The sequence below is a fragment of the Pseudomonas sp. TE3911 genome, from assembly GCF_054062775.1.
In genome coordinates this window covers 1,243,456-1,260,615 of the sequence record NZ_JBSSFP010000001.1, presented here as the reverse complement: position 1 = coordinate 1,260,615, position 17,160 = coordinate 1,243,456, and the positions used below count along the sequence as shown (strand labels likewise).

The 17,160-nt window shown below is 61.4% G+C and carries 20 protein-coding genes; 5 read left to right on the top strand and 15 right to left on the bottom strand.

The annotated features are described in order from the left end of the window. Positions 1-48: 48 nt before the first annotated feature. From ACVWXD_RS05860 to nac, 12 genes are all read right to left on the bottom strand, one after another. Positions 49-882 (bottom strand): ABC transporter substrate-binding protein, encoded by an 834-nt coding sequence (locus ACVWXD_RS05860; RefSeq protein ID WP_457370775.1) that lies wholly within the window; start codon positions 880-882, stop codon positions 49-51. 58 nt (positions 883-940) lie between these two features. After that, complete coding sequence (locus tag ACVWXD_RS05855) at positions 941-1,669, bottom strand: amino acid ABC transporter ATP-binding protein (protein ID WP_177434288.1); 729 nt, start codon at positions 1,667-1,669, stop codon at positions 941-943. A 23-nt stretch (positions 1,670-1,692) separates the two neighbouring features. Beyond that, entirely contained in the window at positions 1,693-2,436 is a 744-nt protein-coding gene (locus ACVWXD_RS05850; protein ID WP_032887299.1) for an amino acid ABC transporter permease, read from the bottom strand. Between the two features lie 6 nt (positions 2,437-2,442). Then, complete coding sequence (locus tag ACVWXD_RS05845) at positions 2,443-3,144, bottom strand: amino acid ABC transporter permease (protein ID WP_457370774.1); 702 nt, start codon at positions 3,142-3,144, stop codon at positions 2,443-2,445. 109 nt (positions 3,145-3,253) lie between these two features. Next, positions 3,254-4,006, bottom strand: coding sequence for an SDR family oxidoreductase (locus ACVWXD_RS05840; RefSeq protein ID WP_032887269.1), 753 nt, complete (start codon positions 4,004-4,006; stop codon positions 3,254-3,256). 93 nt (positions 4,007-4,099) lie between these two features. Then, positions 4,100-4,873, bottom strand: coding sequence for a LamB/YcsF family protein (locus ACVWXD_RS05835; protein ID WP_032887268.1), 774 nt, complete (start codon positions 4,871-4,873; stop codon positions 4,100-4,102). Continuing rightward, the gene (locus ACVWXD_RS05830; protein WP_457370773.1) at positions 4,870-5,265 is read right to left on the bottom strand and encodes a biotin/lipoyl-containing protein; all 396 of its coding nucleotides are present in this window, start codon (positions 5,263-5,265) and stop codon (positions 4,870-4,872) included. Before ACVWXD_RS05830 ends, ACVWXD_RS05835 begins: the two co-directional genes overlap by 4 nt. Further along, the gene (locus ACVWXD_RS05825; RefSeq protein ID WP_286819096.1) at positions 5,262-6,236 is read right to left on the bottom strand and encodes a 5-oxoprolinase subunit C family protein; all 975 of its coding nucleotides are present in this window, start codon (positions 6,234-6,236) and stop codon (positions 5,262-5,264) included. The genes ACVWXD_RS05830 and ACVWXD_RS05825 overlap by 4 nt, the downstream gene beginning before the upstream one ends. Next, a complete protein-coding gene (gene pxpB / locus ACVWXD_RS05820; protein ID WP_442117475.1) occupies positions 6,233-6,889 on the bottom strand; it encodes a 5-oxoprolinase subunit PxpB in 657 nt (218 codons plus the stop codon). Before pxpB ends, ACVWXD_RS05825 begins: the two co-directional genes overlap by 4 nt. Beyond that, a complete protein-coding gene (gene accC, locus ACVWXD_RS05815; RefSeq protein ID WP_260368161.1) occupies positions 6,886-8,238 on the bottom strand; it encodes an acetyl-CoA carboxylase biotin carboxylase subunit in 1,353 nt (450 codons plus the stop codon). Before accC ends, pxpB begins: the two co-directional genes overlap by 4 nt. Before the next feature lie 33 nt (positions 8,239-8,271). After that, complete coding sequence (locus tag ACVWXD_RS05810; protein ID WP_032887263.1) at positions 8,272-8,679, bottom strand: acetyl-CoA carboxylase biotin carboxyl carrier protein; 408 nt, start codon at positions 8,677-8,679, stop codon at positions 8,272-8,274. 114 nt (positions 8,680-8,793) lie between these two features. Continuing rightward, a complete protein-coding gene (gene nac / locus ACVWXD_RS05805; protein ID WP_032887298.1) occupies positions 8,794-9,699 on the bottom strand; it encodes a nitrogen assimilation transcriptional regulator NAC in 906 nt (301 codons plus the stop codon). Positions 9,700-10,075: 376 nt separating this feature from the next. Here nac and ACVWXD_RS05800 point away from each other — a divergent pair, with 376 nt between their 5' ends. From ACVWXD_RS05800 to ACVWXD_RS05790, 3 genes are all read left to right on the top strand, one after another. Beyond that, on the top strand, positions 10,076-11,284 hold the full coding sequence (locus tag ACVWXD_RS05800; RefSeq protein WP_457370772.1) for an aspartate transaminase: 1,209 nt from the start codon (positions 10,076-10,078) through the stop codon (positions 11,282-11,284). 9 nt (positions 11,285-11,293) lie between these two features. Then, positions 11,294-12,835: an MFS transporter gene (locus ACVWXD_RS05795; protein ID WP_457370771.1), complete on the top strand. Its 1,542-nt coding sequence runs from the start codon at positions 11,294-11,296 to the stop codon at positions 12,833-12,835. A gap of 62 nt (positions 12,836-12,897) precedes the next feature. After that, positions 12,898-14,229 (top strand): OprD family porin, encoded by a 1,332-nt coding sequence (locus ACVWXD_RS05790; RefSeq protein ID WP_457370770.1) that lies wholly within the window; start codon positions 12,898-12,900, stop codon positions 14,227-14,229. Here the strand turns inward: ACVWXD_RS05790 and ACVWXD_RS05785 are convergent. Then, complete coding sequence (locus ACVWXD_RS05785) at positions 14,204-14,386, bottom strand: hypothetical protein (protein WP_401380181.1); 183 nt, start codon at positions 14,384-14,386, stop codon at positions 14,204-14,206. The genes ACVWXD_RS05790 and ACVWXD_RS05785 overlap by 26 nt on opposite strands. 48 nt (positions 14,387-14,434) lie before the next feature. Continuing rightward, positions 14,435-14,923, bottom strand: coding sequence for an Hcp family type VI secretion system effector (locus tag ACVWXD_RS05780; protein WP_032887259.1), 489 nt, complete (start codon positions 14,921-14,923; stop codon positions 14,435-14,437). A 184-nt stretch (positions 14,924-15,107) separates the two neighbouring features. Here ACVWXD_RS05780 and ACVWXD_RS05775 point away from each other — a divergent pair, with 184 nt between their 5' ends. Beyond that, positions 15,108-16,022, top strand: a complete 915-nt coding sequence (locus tag ACVWXD_RS05775) for an NAD synthetase (protein WP_122752863.1) — start codon at positions 15,108-15,110, stop codon at positions 16,020-16,022. Next, a complete protein-coding gene (locus tag ACVWXD_RS05770; protein WP_260368159.1) occupies positions 16,019-16,525 on the top strand; it encodes a hypothetical protein in 507 nt (168 codons plus the stop codon). The genes ACVWXD_RS05775 and ACVWXD_RS05770 overlap by 4 nt, the downstream gene beginning before the upstream one ends. Before the next feature lie 88 nt (positions 16,526-16,613). On the opposite strand, the gene ACVWXD_RS05765 is transcribed toward ACVWXD_RS05770, so the two are convergent. Next, positions 16,614-17,069: a type VI secretion system tube protein Hcp gene (locus tag ACVWXD_RS05765; RefSeq protein ID WP_457370769.1), complete on the bottom strand. Its 456-nt coding sequence runs from the start codon at positions 17,067-17,069 to the stop codon at positions 16,614-16,616. Positions 17,070-17,160 lie beyond the last annotated feature (91 nt).

Sequence of the window (17,160 nt, the reverse complement as noted above, 5' to 3'; positions counted from 1 at the left end):
AGCCCGCCGTGCATCACACACGGCGGGCTTTTTTGTGACCGATTACCCTTAAGGCAACGGCTCGAACTTCAACGCGCTCAAAGGCTGCACCTTGTCCTCGCGCACCATCTTGTACTCGGTGTTCGGGCCGATCCAGCGCTCCCAGATCGCGTCGATCTCCCCGGCCTTTTCCATCGCCATCAGCGACTCATTGACCTTGGCCAAAAACGCGGGCTCGTCGCGGCGCATACCGGCACCAATCGGCTCCAGGGCCATCGGTTCGTTGGCAATCGCCAGTTCCACACCACCGGCCTTGGCCTGATTGACCAGCTTGAGGGCGGTCATGGTGTTGGTCACCAGGCCCACGACCTTGTTCTGTTGCAGGGCCATGTAGGCCGAGCCAGTGTCCTGGAAGGTCACCGGGGTGGCGCCAGCAAGGCGGATCGACTGTTCGGAGGTCGAGCCCTTGGTGGAGCTGATGCGCTTGTCCTTGAAGAAGCTTTTCGGCTGGTCGGCATTCGCCGCGCGCACCACCAGGGTTTCCTTGGCGATGTAGTAAGGGTCGCTGAACTGGATCTGGTCGGCGCGGGTCTTGGTGTAGGCCAGGTTGGCGAAGATCACATCGACACGGCCCATTTTCACTTCAGGAATACGCGCTTCAACCGACAGTGGCTTGAGTTCCAGGGCTACGCCGAGTGTCTTGGCCAGGGCTTTGCAGAGGTCGACGTCCATGCCGACCAGCTCGCGGGTTTTCGGGTCCGGTGCGGAAAATGGCGGGACGTCGGCGTACACCCCACAGCTCAAGGATTGCTTGGCCATGATGTCGCTCAGTTGGTCGGCCTGTGCGACCGCGATTGCCAGTGGCCCCAACGCCAGCGCAGTAAACAGATGCTTCATACCCATGGGAAATCTCCAGAAAGTTGGACCAGCAAAATGGCAGAGGGAGCAAAACCGCCGCAGCTCAATGGGCCCGCAGGTCGGCGATGAAACGTTGCGCTCGCGGGTGCGAGGGCTGGGTGAAGAAGGCCTCGGGGCTGCTCTTTTCCAGAATCTGCCCCGCATCCATAAACCAGATGGTGTCGGCCACTTCGCGGGCGAAATTCATCTCGTGGGTCACGCACATCATGGTCATGCCGTCCTTGGCCAAGCCCTTCATCACGCTCAGCACTTCGCCGACCATTTCCGGGTCGAGGGCACTGGTGGGCTCGTCGAATAGCATCACCGGCGGCTCCATCGCCAGTGCGCGGGCGATTGCCACGCGTTGCTGTTGCCCGCCGGACAACTGCGCCGGGTAAGCACCGGCCTTGTGGGCCAGGCCGACACGGTCGAGCAGTTCCATGGCTTTTTGCTTGGCCGCCGCGCCCTTGAGGTTGCGCAGTTTGTTGGGGGCCAGGGTGATGTTTTCCAGCACCGACAGGTGCGGGAACAGGTTGAAGCTCTGGAACACAAACCCCACGCGGCTACGCAGGCGGTTGATCTGCGCGTCGGTGCCGTGAACGTCCTGGCCGTCGAACAGGATCTGGCCGGCCTGGATGTCTTCCAAGCGATTGACCGTGCGAATCAAGGTGGATTTGCCCGACCCCGAAGGGCCGCACAGCACCACCACTTCGCCGGGTTGCACTTCGGCCGTGATGTCAGTGAGCGCCTGGTACTCGCCGTACCATTTATTGATTTTCGAAAACATGATCATTGGATGCATGAGCGCAGCCCTCTTCAATTATCGGTGGCCAGCAACGGTTGGCCAGGCAGGGTTTGCCCTCCGTCGCCCAGGCGCTTGCGCGCAATGCGCTGTTCCACATAACCGGCCAGGCGGGTCAGGCCGAAACACAGCAGGTAGTAGATGATCGCCAGGATGAAAAACACCTGGAACGGCTTGGTCAGCAGTTGGTTGTTGACTTGGTTGGCGGCAAACGTCACCTCCTGCACGTTGATCACGTAGCCCAGTGAGGTCTCCTTGATGATCGAGATGAACTGGCTGATCAGGCTCGGCAACGCGTTGTACAGTGCCTGGGGCAGGATCACCCAGAGCGTGGTGCGCACGTAGCCCAGGCCGAGGGCGCGGGACGCTTCGTATTGCCCACTCGGCAAGGCCTGGATGCCGCCGCGAATGATTTCGCACAGGTAGGCGCTCTGGTAGATCACCAAGGTGCAGAGCATGGTCATGAAGCCGGTGATGTTATGGCCGATCAGCAACGGCACCAGGAAGTACGTCCAAAAGATCACCATCAGCAACGGAATACCGCGCAGCACGTAGACCCACACCGTGGCGACCCAGTACAAACCTTTCCACGGCGATACCCGCGCCAGCGCCAGCAGCAAGCCGAACGGGAACGCCAACAGCAATGCCAGCGCGGCCAGGATCAGAGTGCTCGCCAGGCCACCCAATGGGCCGTGGGGGTATTGACCGATGAGGAACAACGTCCAGTTGTTCTGCAGGATTTCAACGATATCGAACATCGCCATCTACCTCGCCATGGCTTTGCTGAAGTGCCGAGCGAGCAACGCCCCGGCGCCCATCAGCAGCAGTGAAAACACCAGGTAGAACACCGTGGCCACCAGGTACGACTCGAAGGTGCGGAACGTATAGTTCTCCACTTCGCGGCTGGCGTAAGTCAGCTCCATCACGCCAATCGCCATGGCCAGGCTGGTGTTCTTGAACAACAACACGGTGTGGTTGATCAAGGACGGAAGGCAGTTGCGCACCCCCTGAGGCAGGATCACGTAGCGCATTGAGCGCACGTAGCCCAGTCCCAGGGCTCTGGACGCTTCGGTCTGCCCGGCCGGAATGGCGCGCAGGCCGCTGCGCATGTCTTCACAGAAATACGCGGCCTGGCACAAGCCCAGGGCGATCACCGAAAACAGGTATTCGGTGTTGTGGTTGGCCAGCCACAGTTGCGCGGACTCGCTGAGCAACGTGGGCACGCCGAAGTACCACAGCATCAGTTGCACCAGGGTCGGCACGTTGCGGTGGTAGGACACGTACCCCGCCACCAGACGGTCGGCCAGCTTGTTGCCGGTCAGGCGCACCGTAACCAGCGTCAGCGCCAGCAATATCGCCAGCAGCCAGGCGAACAACGCCAGCTGCAAGGTCATTTCGATGCCCTTGACGATCAGCTCGGCATACTCGCCTTGCAGAATCGCGGCCAAATCGAAGTCTTGCTTCATGGTCAATCCCTATCGGCATTGGGCTAGGGCAGAAATCAAAGTCACCCGGCGTGGCCGTGGCGCGGTGCAGCAATGACGGATCGATCCGTTCTGTTTTAGAGGGCTGGTTTCAGCCCTGATAATCCTGAGGTCGCGCGGTAGAAAGCCCGCCCGGCACTTGCAGGGTGGGGGTGATTTCCATATGCCCGACGTTGACGGCAATCGGCGCGGCAATCGCGAAGGCAATGGCGTTGGCGATGTCTTCGGCCTGGGGCAATTCAAAACCTTCGACGAAGCGTTTGTAGGTCTCCTCGGAGTCGCCATGCACATGGGCAAAGATGTCCGTGGCCACTCGGCCTGGGCAGATCTCGGTAACCCGCACGCGCTTGCCGAAGGCATCAATGCGCAATTGACGCGAGAGCATGCTCACCGCGGCCTTGGTCGCGTGGTAGGTAGAGTTGCCGCCAAAGTTGTAGGCCGCTGCAATCGAGCTGATATTGATGATGTGCCCGCAGTCGCGCTCGACCATCCCCGGCAACGCCAGGCGCGCCAGGTGCAACACCGCGCGAAGGTTGACGTCGATCAGCAGGTCGATACCGTCGGCATCGGCCTTGAGCAAGGAGCCGGGTTTATCGACACCGGCGTTATTGACCAGGATGTCGAAGGTGTTTTCGGCGAACAACCGAGTCAGGCCGGCAATATCGGTCACGTCGATGGCGTGGGGAATGCAGCCGGTCTTTGCCGCCAGTGCCTGCAACTTGTCGGCACTGCGGGCCAGGGCATGCACCTGCACGCCTTCCTGGCACAGACGCTCCACAACGGCGGCACCGATGCCCGATGAGGCGCCGGTGACCAGTGCGGTTTTGTAGTCGGAAAATGGCATGGGGTGATCCTTGTGTCGCGGGTTATGGTTCGACTCTATCCAGCCTTCAGGCGCTGGACCAAGACGCGATGATTGTGTGGCGATAAGGCCTGCTTATGACGCCGCCAGCAGCTGGGAAATCGGGGTAATCCGCCCGCCCAATTGCTCGATTTCCTGGCGAATGGTGCGCGCCAGGTCGACCGCGCCAGGGGTGTCGCCGTGCAGCAGGATCGAGTGGGCCGGCACCCGCAGCACCTTGCCGCTCAGGGCGGTCACGGTGCCCTCCTCCAGCAACTGCCGCACCCGTTGCAAGACTGCCGCAGGCTCCTTGATCACCGAGCCCTCGACCTTGCGTGGCACCAGCAGGCAGTCATCGTCATAGGCGCGGTCGGCGAGGAACGTCGTGGCAACGCGCAGACCACATTTTTCGGCCGCGCCTTCGATGGCGCGGCTGCTGGAAGAGCTGATGATCAGCGTGGGGTCGAACGCCGCCACCGCCCGCACCAACGGCTCGGCCAGCGCCGCATCGGCGGCGGCCATATTGCCCAGGGCGCCGTGGAAGCTCATATGGGTCATGCGATGGCCATTCACAGCCGCCATCCCGGCCAGCGCACCGAGCTGGTAGATCACATAGGTGGCCAGTTCCTTGATCTCGATGTTCATCTGTCGACGACCGAAGCCCATCAAATCCGGGAAGCCCACATGCGCGCCCAGGTCGATGCCACCGGCTTTCGCCAGGCGTACGGTGGTGTCCATGATCAATGGGTCGCCGGCGTGATAACCGCAGGCGACGTTGGCCGAGGAAATCAGGCTCATCAGTGCTTCGTCCTCGCCCATGCGCCACGGGCCGAAGCCTTCGCCGAGGTCGGCATTCAAATCGATCTTCATACCGGGTACTCCAGGCCCAGAAAGGCTTCGCCGTAGCCGACGGTGGTGCCGCACGGCACGCGTATATCCACGACCTTGGCGGCTTTCGGGCTGCGCTGAGGCAGCAACAGGTCACCCACTTGCAGCACGGCCACCAGTTGACCGGCGCTAAGCTGATCGCCCACAGCCACGAACGGCTGGTTTTGTTGCGGATGAGTCAGCAGTAGACGACCCAGGCCGGTGGTGCGCAGCACCTTGTCATCCACTGTCGCAGCCGCGACTGGCGTGACCACACTGACGGCAGGCGCACCGCGCTTGAGGGTCAGGTGCACGCCAGGCCTGCTCACCTCTGCGCCAGCCAAGTGGTGTTCCTTGAGCCACAGCGCCAGTTGGCGAATCTCTTCAAGCGTCATGCTTTCACTCCTTGACGGTGCAGCTCCACCAGACGGCTGACTTCACGCAGGTAACGTCGATTGGTTTCTAAGGCATCGACGGCCTCTTCATAACTGCACTCGATAAAGCGCACTTTGCTGCCGATCGGCGCCTGCCCCAAACGCCATAGGTCAGCCTCGATCACGCTGCCGAACTTGGGGTAGCCGCCGCTGGGCTGCGCGTCGCGCATCTGGATGATCGGCTGACCGCCATGGGGCACCTGGATCACGCCGGGCACGATGCCGTGGGAGCGAATTTCCATCGGTGCGATGGGCAGCAGCGGTTCACCTTCCATGCGGTAGCCATAGCGATTGCTCTGGGTGGTGATCTTCCACTCGCCGGCCCAGAACGCGGCGCGGGAGGTTTCCTGGAAGCGCTCGTATTCAGCGGCGGGCAGCACGCGCATCGCGGGCACGCCGTCTACCTGTAACGGCAGCGAGAGACTGGGCGCCAAAACGCCGAAGTCCAGCGCCAAGGTGCTGAGGCCTGGTCGCAAGGCAGCGAGTCGATCGCCCTGCTGCAACGCTCGGCCGTCCAAACCACCGAACTCGCCACGCAATTGCGTGCTGCGTGACCCCAGCACCGACGGCACGTCCACGCCCCCCGCCAAACACAGATAAGCGCGGCTGCCAGACGTCGGATACCCCAGGCTCAACACTTGACCCTCTCGCCCTTGGCAAACCCAGTTCGGCGGCAACGGCTGGCCGTCCAGCGTGGCGTCGCAGGCGGCGCCGGTCAGGGCAAAGGCGCAGTCCTGCAGCAGGCGAACTTCAAACGCAAACAGCGGGATTTCAATCGCAGCGGCGTCTTCGGGATTGCCCAGCAGCAAGTTGCCCAAGGCCAGGGCCAGATGGTCCATGGCGCCAGAGGTACCTACGCCGTAACCCAGGCTGCCGAAACGACCGAGGTCCTGCACGGTGGCCAGGGCGGTGGCCGATAGAATCTCGATCATCGAATGATCCTCTCGATGCGCAAGCGCAGGAAATCACCCGGCCGCAAGATGGCAGGCGGGGTTTGGGCGGGGTCGAAAAATGCCATCTCGGTGCGGCCGATGGTGTTCCAGCCGCTGGGGCCGGCCGAGGCGGAGACGCCCGTCTGCACGCCGCCGATGGACACCGAGCCCGCACCGATATTCAGCACCGGCACCTGGCGACGGGGCGTGGCCAGGCGTGGGTCCATGCCACCGAGGTAGCAGTAACCGGGGTGGCTGCCCAGGGCGTACACCGGGTACAGCGGCTCGCAATGCAGGTTGGCAATGGTCTCGATATCCAGCCCGGTGTGGGCGATCACGTCTGCCATGTGCGGGCCGAATTCGCCGCCGTACACCACCGGCAACTCGACAATTCGCCCTTCCAGGGGCAGCGGTTGGCTCTGTTCCCAGGCATCCAGCAGGCGCTGGCACACGCTGTTGAGTTCACGGGGCGGCGTGAGGAACGTCAGCATCAGGTTGTTCATGCCCGGCACGGCTTCGTGGATTTCCGGCCATTCGCCCGCTTGCAGGGCCAGGCGCCAGATACGCTGCTGCGGGGCCAGGTCGAGCTCGCCCGGCGCCTCGAACAGTAACGCGCTGGAGCCCAGCAGGCTGATGGAAGGTGCGGTGTTCATGTCGGGCTCCTTTGCTGCAACCAGCGCTCCAGGTGATGAATGTCGACACCGCCGGCGCAGAATGCCGGATCGTCGAGAATGTCTCGGTGCAACGGGATATTGGTGCTGATGCCGTCCACGATCATTTCGCTCAGGGCCAGACGCATCCGCGCTAACGCCTCTTCCCGCGTGGCGCCGTGGGTGATTACCTTGGCCACCATCGAGTCGTAGTACGGCGGGACGCGGTAGCCGGTGGTGACATGGGAATCAACCCGCACGCCAAATCCGCCGGGCACTTCCCAACGCTGAATCAAGCCGGGTGTGGGCATAAAGGTGATCGGGTCTTCGGCGTTGATCCGGCACTCCAGGGAGTGGCCGTTCAACTGCACATCCTCCTGGCGCAAGCCCAACACTTCGCCGCGGGCCATGCGCAGTTGCTGCTGCACGATGTCGATGCCGGTGGTCATTTCAGTGACCGGGTGTTCGACTTGCAGACGCGTGTTCATCTCGATGAAAAAGAACTCGCCGTCTTCGTACAAGAACTCAAACGTGCCCACACCGCGATAGCCAATCTGGCGGCAGGCCTCGGCGCAGCGTTCGCCGACCTTGGCGATCAATGCGGGATCGATGCCCGGTGCGGGCGCTTCTTCCAACACTTTCTGGTGGCGGCGTTGCAGGGAACAGTCGCGGCAGCCGAGCCAGATCGCATGGCCGTGGGCATCACACAGCACCTGGATTTCCACATGCCGCGGGTGGCCTAGGAATTTCTCGATATACAGCTCCGGGTTGCCGAACGCCAACCGCGCCTCTTCACGGGTGAGCGCGATGGCAGCGAGCAACTCGGCTTCGGCCTGCACCACACGCATGCCGCGACCACCGCCACCACCGGCGGCTTTGACGATCACTGGGTAACCGATCTCGGCAGCGATGGCGAGAATGCTGGCGTCGTCGGCAGGCATTGTCGAATCAGGCCCCGGCACGCACGGCACACCGGCTTCACGCATGGCACGCTTGGCGGCCACCTTGTCGCCCATGGTGCGGATGCAGGCTGCGCTCGGGCCGATAAAGGTCAGGCCGGCGGTTTCGATGCGCTCGGCAAACCCGGCGTTTTCCGAAAGGAACCCGTAGCCAGGGTGGATCGCCTGGGCGCCAGTGACCTTGGCGGCGAACAGCAACGCCGTCTGGTTGAGGTAGCTCATGCCCGGCGCGGCCGGACCGATGCACAGCGATTCGTCAGCGTTTTGCACGTAGTGGGCGTGACGGTCCGCTTCGGAAAACACCGCCACGGTCTTGATGCCCAGGCCATGGCAGGCACGCTGAATGCGCAGGGCGATTTCGCCACGGTTGGCGATCAGCACTTTGTCGAACATTGGATTCACCTGAATAACGAATACGCGTAAGGGTCAACCGAGCCGGAACAGCGACTGGCCGGCGTCGACTTCAACCCCGGCCTCGACCAGGATCTCAACCACCTGGCCCGCCACCTTGGCCTTTACCGGGTGGAACATCTTCATCGCCTCGATCACCGCCACGGTCTGGCCGGCCTCGATGCTTTGCCCCACGGTCACAAAAGGCGGCTCACCGACGGCGGGCGTCAGGTGCAGCACGCCATAAAGGCTGGCTTTGACTTCAACGGCGCTGGCAGCCGGTGCAGCTTTGGGGGCTGCGACCACGGTGGGTGCAACGCTGGTAGTCCCCTGCCCCGCCTGCTTGAACAGCCGCAGCGTGCTGTCGCCTTCGGTGAGGCTCAGTTCCAGCAGATCGGATTCGGCCAGCAAATCCATCAACCCCTTGATACGTGCTGAATCCATGTATGGCCCCTGCCTGTCGAGCGTGTCTTGAGTGGATGAGCCCAATCTACCGAGCCCCTCGAAACGCGGCCAAGACGCTTTGGCTTTGGGGTGATAAGCCGACCTTATGACGCCTCACACGGCGCTGCCACGCATCTGCGCCACCAGCTCCAGCAGAATCGCCTTGACCGCCTGGGCCGGCACGGACAACGGCAAATGCCCGGACAGGCACAACGCCAACGGCGCCTCCACCTCGGGCTCGACGATGCGGCACATATGCACCGAAGGGTCCGCAGCCATGACCCGCGCCGACGACTCAGGCAGGATGGTCGAACCGAAGTGGTCGGCCACGGCGGCGGTGAGCGTGGTGGACGATTCAATCTCGGCCACGACTCGCACACCCAGGCCGATACGCAGGAAGGCTTCGTCCACCATCCGACGCATGACGTTGTAGGGGCGCGGCAACAGCATGTCCATGTCGGCCAACTCGGCCAGCGGGATGTCTTCGCGACTGGCAATGGCCGGGTCGGCACTCACCAGGTACAGCGGCTCGCGCAGCAGCGAGACAAAACTCAAACCATGCACCTCCCGCCCGCCGTAAAGCACGGCCATGTCCATGCGGCCGTTCATGATCAGTTCGCTCAACGTGGTGCCGAAGTTTTCATTGAGGTACAGCAGAATGCCGGGGTGACGTTCGCGCACGGTGCGCAGCAACGGCAGCGACAACGTCGACGCCGCCGTCCCCGGCGCCAGCCCCACCGACACCTGCCCGGACAAGGCATGGCCGGTGGCATTGATATCGCTCTGAGCCTGTTCGCACTGGCGCAGGATAATTTGCGCATGGCCATACAACACCTTGCCCGCCTCAGTCGGCGTCACCCCGCGCTTGGTGCGGATCAGCAATTGTTGTTGCAACTCGGCTTCCAGGGTTGCCAGTTGCTGACTCAACGCCGGTTGCGCCACATGCAACACATCAGCGGCCTGGGTCATGCTGCCGATGTCGACCAGTTTTACGAAATACTTCAATCGACGCAGGTTCAAAATGGCGGTGCTCATGCAAGGGACAAGTGATGCCTTAAATGTGGGAGGGGGCTTGTTCCCGATAGCAGTGTCAGTGGATGCATCTGTGACTGGCACACTGCTTTCGGGAGCAAGCCCCCTCCCACATTTGGTTTTGTGTACACCTGGCAGGTTTGCAAAAGACAGGCCACCCGCATAACCAGCCATAAGGCTTTGCTATGGTTGCTCCTGATCCCCCACCCAAAGCACCCGCTCGGAGCAGCCAGGCCTGGACGCACCTGCTTGGTGCAAGCCCAACCATAAGCACTGCCTATCAACCCAGAACAAACTCGTCTTATGGCCCCCTCGCCCGGCCCTCGTACTGTGACGCCATCAACGCCATCATCGAGGAACGCCCGTGACCGCCTCCCGCATCGCCGCCCGTGTGCAACGCATCAAACCATCGCCCAGCAGCGCCGCGTCCGACCGCGCCAACGAGCTGCGTCGCCAAGGCCAGTCCATCATCAACCTGGTAGTGGGCGAACCGGATTTCGATACACCCCCCCACATCCGCCAAGCCGCCAGCGCGGCCATCGAGCGCGGTGAAACCCGTTACACCCAAAACGCCGGCACCCCGGAACTGCGCCAGGCCATCGTCGATAAACTGGCCCGCGAGAACGGCCTGAGCTACACCGCCGCTCATGTACTGGTGACCAGCGGCGCCAAGAGCGCGATCTTCAACGCCTTCGCCGCCACCCTAGGCGCCGGTGATGAAGTGCTGATTCCTGCGCCCTACTGGGTGTCGTACCCGGACATGGTCCTGGCCTGCGAAGGCGAGCCGGTGACCCTGGCCTGCCCGGAACACAACGGGTTCAAGCTGACCCCAGCACAGTTGCGCGAAGCGATCACCGAGCGCACCCGCTGGCTGCTGCTCAACTCACCGAGCAACCCCACCGGCGCCAGCTACAGCCAAGCCGAACTGCGCGCCCTGGCCGACGTGCTGCTGGACTATCCGCATGTGCTGCTGATGACCGATGACATCTACGAGCACATCCGCTTCGACGGTCTGGACAACCCACACATCCTGGCCATTGAACCGGCCTTGAAGGACCGCACCCTAGTGGTCAACGGCGTGTCCAAGACTTACGCCATGACCGGCTGGCGCATCGGTTATGCCGCCGGCCCCGCCGACCTGATCGGCGCCATGGCGACCCTGCAATCCCAGTCCACCAGTAACGCCTGCTCAGTCAGTCAGGCGGCGGCATTGGAAGCGCTCAACGGCGACCAACACTTCGTCAAACACAGCGTCGAGGTGTACCAGCAACGACGCGACCGTTGCCTTGAACTGCTCAATGCAATCCCCGGCCTGAGCTGCCGCAAGCCGGACGGCGCGTTCTATCTGTATGTGAACTGCGGCGGTCTGCTAGGTAAAACAACCGCCGAGGGTAAAACCCTCAACAGCGACAGCGAAGTGGTGATGTACCTGCTCGAAAGCCAGGGCGTGGCGGTAGTGGCGGGCACGGCCTATGGCCTGGCGCCGTTCTTTCGCATGTCGATTGCTACCGACATCAGCACCCTCGACCAAGGCTGCGCGCGCATTGCCGCTGCCGTTGCCGCGTTGCGCTGAGGATCGACGATGACCGCGGCGGCCCACCCTCCCCTGAGTTTCAAGCAAGCCTTGCTGGCGATGATTGGCATCTCGTTGGTGCTGATGCTCTCGGCGCTCGACCAGACCGTGATCGGCAACGCCTTGCCGAGCATCGTGGCCGAGCTCAACGGCTTTGAACTCTATGCATGGGTCGCCACTGGTTATCTGTTGGCGTCCATCGTCACCATCCCGATTTTCGGGCGGCTGGGGGATTACTACGGGCGTAAGCCGTTCGTACTGGCCGCCACGTTGATCTTCACTCTGGCGTCCCTGGCCTGCGCCCTGGCCAACGACATGCTGGTGCTGGTGATCGGCCGTGCGTTGCAGGGCATTGGCGGCGGCATGTTGATCGGCACCGCGTTCGCCTGTATCCCCGAACTGTTTCCCGACACCCGCCAGCGCCTGCGCTGGCAGATGCTGTTGAGTGCGCTGTTCAGCGTGGTCAATGCCATCGGCCCGGGGCTGGGGGGCTATCTCACCGGCGCCTTCGGCTGGCGCTCGGTGTTCTATATCAACCTACCGTTGGGCTGCCTGGCGCTGTTGATTGCCTGGCGTTTCCTGCCGTGGTATCGCCCGCAACAACACAGCAGCATTCGTCTGGATTGGCCCGGCGCACTGTTGATCGCCCTGGCGTTGGGCAGTCTGCAATTGTTTGTGGAATGGCTGGGGCATTCGAGCCTCGCACTCAGCGCGGCGTTAGGTCTGGGGTGCATCGCGGCGATCATTGCGTTGTGGCACTGGGAACGGCGTTGCCCGCATGCGCTGTTGCCGGCCGCGCTGTTCATCCTGCCGAGCCTGCAGCTGCTGTTCACGCTGTCGGTGGCCGCCGGGGCGATCATGTTTTCGCTGCTGTTTTACCTGCCGCTCTTACTGCAAGGCGCCTACGGGTATTCGCCTCAGGACGCCGGTGTGTTGATCACACCGCTGGCGTTGAGCATCACCCTCGGCGCCATCGTCAACAGCCGAATCGTGACCCGTTTGCGCAACCCAAACTGGTTGCCGCTGGCCGGTTTTGTCGCGTTGTTGCTGGCGTGCCTGGGGTTGGCAGTGGTCGGACGAAGCGCGTCGTTCAATGAGTTGCTTGGCTTGATTCTACTGGCCGGGTTGGGCCTGGGATTCATCCTGCTCAACCTCACGGTATTCACCCAGACCCTGGCCGAACGGCAGTTCCTCGGCATCGCCACCGCGCTCACTCAATCCCTGCGTCTGGTGGGCGGTTTGCTCGGCACTGCCGGCATGGGCGTGCTGGTCAACCTGCTCTACAGCACCCATCTGCAACGGGTGTTTCTTGCGGCGGGCCACGCCGAGGGCATTGCCCTGTATGCCGACCCACAAGTGCTGTTGCACGCCAATCTCGACGCCACGCCATGGCTGGAGCTGGCCCGCGATGCGCTGGCCCAGTCGGTGGGCGTGGGCCTGCTGCTGTGCGCGGGGATTGGCGTGCTCGCCCTGTTCATCCTGTACCGCTTACCGCCGGTGCGACTGCACGTCGTGCCGGCCACCGTTGCTCCCGCTCCTGAAAAAAAATAGAAAACTTTCACTGCCGCTTTTGACTGCCCTCAAAAAACCAATCACACATGGGGATGACACCAATGGAGCTTTTCAATCGCGCACCAACCGTACTCGCCGGCCTCTGTGGCCTGATCATCGCCCAGCAGGGCTACGCCGCAGGCCTGGTGGAAGACAGCAAGCTAAATGTGCTGGCCCGCAACTTCTTCAGCAACGCCGACAACCGCAGCGGCGCCGCCGCCCCCAACTACACCCAGGAATGGGGCCAGGGTTTTATCGCCAACTTCGAGTCCGGTTACACCCAAGGCACCGTGGGCTTCGGCATGGACGCCATCGGCATGTTCGGTGTGCGTCTGGACTCCGGCAAGGGGCGCCACTACAACCCGCAAAGCACCGCGTTCAACGGCAACGTGTTCCCCACCGACAGCGATGGCCGCGCAGTGGATGAGTTCGGCAGCCTGGGGCTGACGGCCAAGGCGCGCTTTGCCAAGACCGAGCTGAAATACGGCACTCTGGTGCCGATGCTGCCGGTGGTGATGTCCACCGACCGCATGTTGCAACAGACCTTCAATGGCGGGCAGGTGCAGTCCAAGGACCTGGACCATTTCACCTTCACCCTCGGCCAGTTGGAACACGTGAAGGGCCGTGGTTCAAGCGACCAGATGGGCATGTCGATTCCCGGCGCCAACAACGCGCGTACCGGTGAGTTCGTCAACAAGTTCTACTACGGCGGCGTCGACTACAAACCGACCAAAGACCTGACCTTGCAGTACTACTACGGCAACCTGCAGGACTTCTACAAACAGAACTTCCTGGGCCTCAAGTACGACTGGCAGATCGGCCCGGGCACCCTGCGCACCGACCTGCGCCACTTCGACAACCGCTCCGACGGCGCCAACGGCAACGACCCAGCGTTCTACACCTTCGGCTACTACGGCGACGGCGTGACCAAGGGCAAGGTCGACAGCCGCCTGAGCAGCGCCCAATTCACCTACCTGGTCAACGGCCACACGATTGCCGCCGGCCTGCAACAGGTCAGCGGCGACAGCGATGCGGTGTGGTTGAACCAGGGTGACGGTTCCACGGCCTACTTCATGACCGAGTCGATGATCGGCAAATTCCAGCGCGCCGGGGAAACCACCTGGCAGGTGCGTTACGGCTATGACTTCGCCTCGGTCGGCGTGCCAGGCCTGAGCTTTATGGGCATGTACGAAAGCGGCTCGAACATCCGTACGCCCACAGGGGATAAAAGCGAGTGGGAGCGCAACCTGACGGTGAGCTACGTGATCCAGCAGGGGCCGTTGAAGAACCTGAGCATTGCCCTGCGCCACGCGTCGTTGCGCACTGAAGTGACGACCCAACGGGACAGTGATGAGCATCGGGTGATTGTCAGCTACCCGTTGAACATCCTCTAAGCACAGGCGGCGCCGCTGGGCACGTGGTCAGTGGGTCATGCTGGGCGCCCTCGCCCACCTGCGGCATGCAGTCGAAGGTGGGCACATTGTGTTCGATGCGCAGCGGCATGGGGCTGAGGAACAGGCGGTTGAGCTGTTTGGTGCCCAACGCTGCCATCGTCGCATTGCCGTCGAGCGGGTAGACAACCGGGTTGGCGGCAAGGGATCAGACTTTGACGTTCTGCCGAATATTCCAGCCAAACTTCACCGGCCCACCGTCCTTGGCGCCATCCGCCTTCTGCGGCTGGTAGCTGACGTCGACGGTGGCGAAGTTCAAGGCGATGCTGTCGTACAAAACATCATCGGCCGTGTCAGCGCGGGTGCTGTACGACACCACCATGACTTCCTTCAAGGTAATCACCAGATACTCCACCGGGCTGGTTCCGCCGGCCTTGCGCACCACCAATTTGGCCTCGGGATAATGCTTGCCGGTGGCGCACGCCATCATCAGGTTGGGGCTGGATTTATCCAGGGGTTTGGTCAGGTTCAGGTTGGTGAAGTCGGCCTTGCCCGAACCGCCTCCCGTACCGGAATGCATCGAGCCCGTTTGCGATAATCCCCACCCCCAGTTGGTGATATCGATCTCGTCACGATGGGCCAAGTCTTGCGATTCACCCTTGATGTCGCCCAGTTTCAAAAACATGTCGACTGCCATGTTGGCTCCTTGTCCTGTGGTCCGCCGGAAGTGACGTGGCGCGCACTTTTCCTCAATCAGGAGCGGGCATACAAGACGTCAACATCGCTTCAGGACGTACCCGACTGTAAATGGCGAAGCTTCCGACATTCATCCCAATTGCCGCGTCTTTACTCTCTCAGCTCCCAAAAAAAGGAGTTAAGGAATGACGGCCGCTCTGTTCAAGGATGGATTCCCCTCAGCCCACCGTACTACACGCCAACGCATTGAAAGCAGCCTCGACCTGCGGCGGTTGTTCTTCGCCATAGACGCCGACCCGGCGTTGATCGGTGCGGGGGTGGTGTATATCGATGGGGATTTCAACGTGGTGGTACTGCGGGAGTTCCAGGCGATTTGCAGCGTGCGGCCGATCAAAGTGGTGCTGCGGGAAGCGCCGAGGTATGTGGGGCCGGTGGAGTTCAAGCGGATGTTGGAGCATGAGCCTCGGGAGTCGAGGTTGGCGGTGGAAGCTATAAATACGGCAATTGCGTGCACCGGAGTAGTGTTGAGTTGGATGGTCATTGCGAGTGGGGCTGCGCTGATGCCTTTTACAGCTGGGGCTAGCTCGATAATTTCGTTTATCGGTAAAGCTGCTGCCGTTGCAAGTACAGTTCAATGCATCGGTGGCGCTTTACGTACAGCATCAGAGTTAGCCTTTCCGGAAGTTAATGACTACTTGGATAACGAGACGTGGTATGAGGCCGCAACAGCAGTGTTGGACGGTATTGCTTTGATGGGTGTTGCCAGCTCGGCATTCGTCACCGTGAAAGTCGTCACAACGACCACAAAAGTAACCGGAAAAACAGCTAGGCAAGTGCTTAGAGGCCTGACACGGCAAGAACGGACAAAATTGAACAATGAGCTGCTTAAAATCCGAGATCCAAGACTGACGACCAAGTTGCTCAAGCTGGAAAAAGCCTCTGGCAACGTGACCAAACGTATCAGCGCTATTCAAATGCAGCGTGCAACTGCCGCGCACAAAATGGATATAGCTGCGGCCTTGCTCGGCTTTACCAGCAGTACAGTCTCTGGAAACGTAAGAACTCTGGCGTTGGGCATCTACGAGGAAGTTAACCAGTGAGCCAACAACGGAAGATAAAAGACCAATATTACTCATCACTCTTTATTGAGGATCCTTGGCAACTCCTCAAACGGTTCATGCCCGTGATTGGAGGTGATGCATTGGCAGGGTGTTTCTCGATAGCGTTGACAACGATCTTGGCGATGCTTACGTATTTGCCTACTTACCCCGTAGATTTTGTCGCCAAGACATGCTTTTTCAGCGCCGCGGGCTTGGGCGCAGTTTTCGCCCTGGCCAAATACGAAGTGCTCTACGGCCGAATCCATTGGGTATGGATAAACGTCGCGATCTACCTCCTCTGCCTGCTGATATCCCTACCCGCCGTCCTGTGGCGCCCCAACACCTATCTCTACACACTGGCCCTACTCGGCCCACTTGTCGGCCTGCTGATCCTCAACAGCAACCGCTGCCGCGAACTGCGGCAAAAGTCGGTAGAGCTACGCCACAAACGCGAAGCCATCATCGCGACCCTGAAACAACAGGGCCGCTGGAAATGGTGGTAACCCTCAGGCCGCCTCGCTCCGCGCAGCCGTGTGCCGATTCACCGGCACCGGCAGCCCAAGATGCCCACGCAAGGTGCTGTGGCTGTACTCACTGCCGAAATAACCCACGCTCACGCAACAACGGCAGCACCTGGTCGGTAAACCGCGCGAAGTCATCCGGTGCGCCCACGTGGATGTTGAAACCATCCACGGTGGCGAAGCTCAAGGTGATGCTGTCGTACAACACCATGACTTCCTTCAAGGTAATCACCAGATACTCCACCGGGCTGGTTCCGCCGGCCTTGCGCACCACCAATTTGGCCTCGGGATAATGCTTGCCGGTGGCGCACGCCATCATCAGGTTGGGGCTGGATTTATCCAGGGGTTTGGTCAGGTTCAGGTTGGTGAAGTCGGCCTTGCCCGAACCGCCTCCCGTGCCGGAATGCATCGAGCCCGTTTGCGATAATCCCCAACCCCAGTTGGTGATATCGATCTCGTCACGATGGGCCAAGTCTTGCGATTCACCCTTGATGTCGCCCAGTCTCAAAAACATGTCGACTGCCATGTTGGCTCCTTGTCCTGTGGTCCGCCGGAAGTGACGTGGCGCGCACTTTTCCTCAATCAGGAGCGGGCATACAAGACGTCAACGTCGCTTC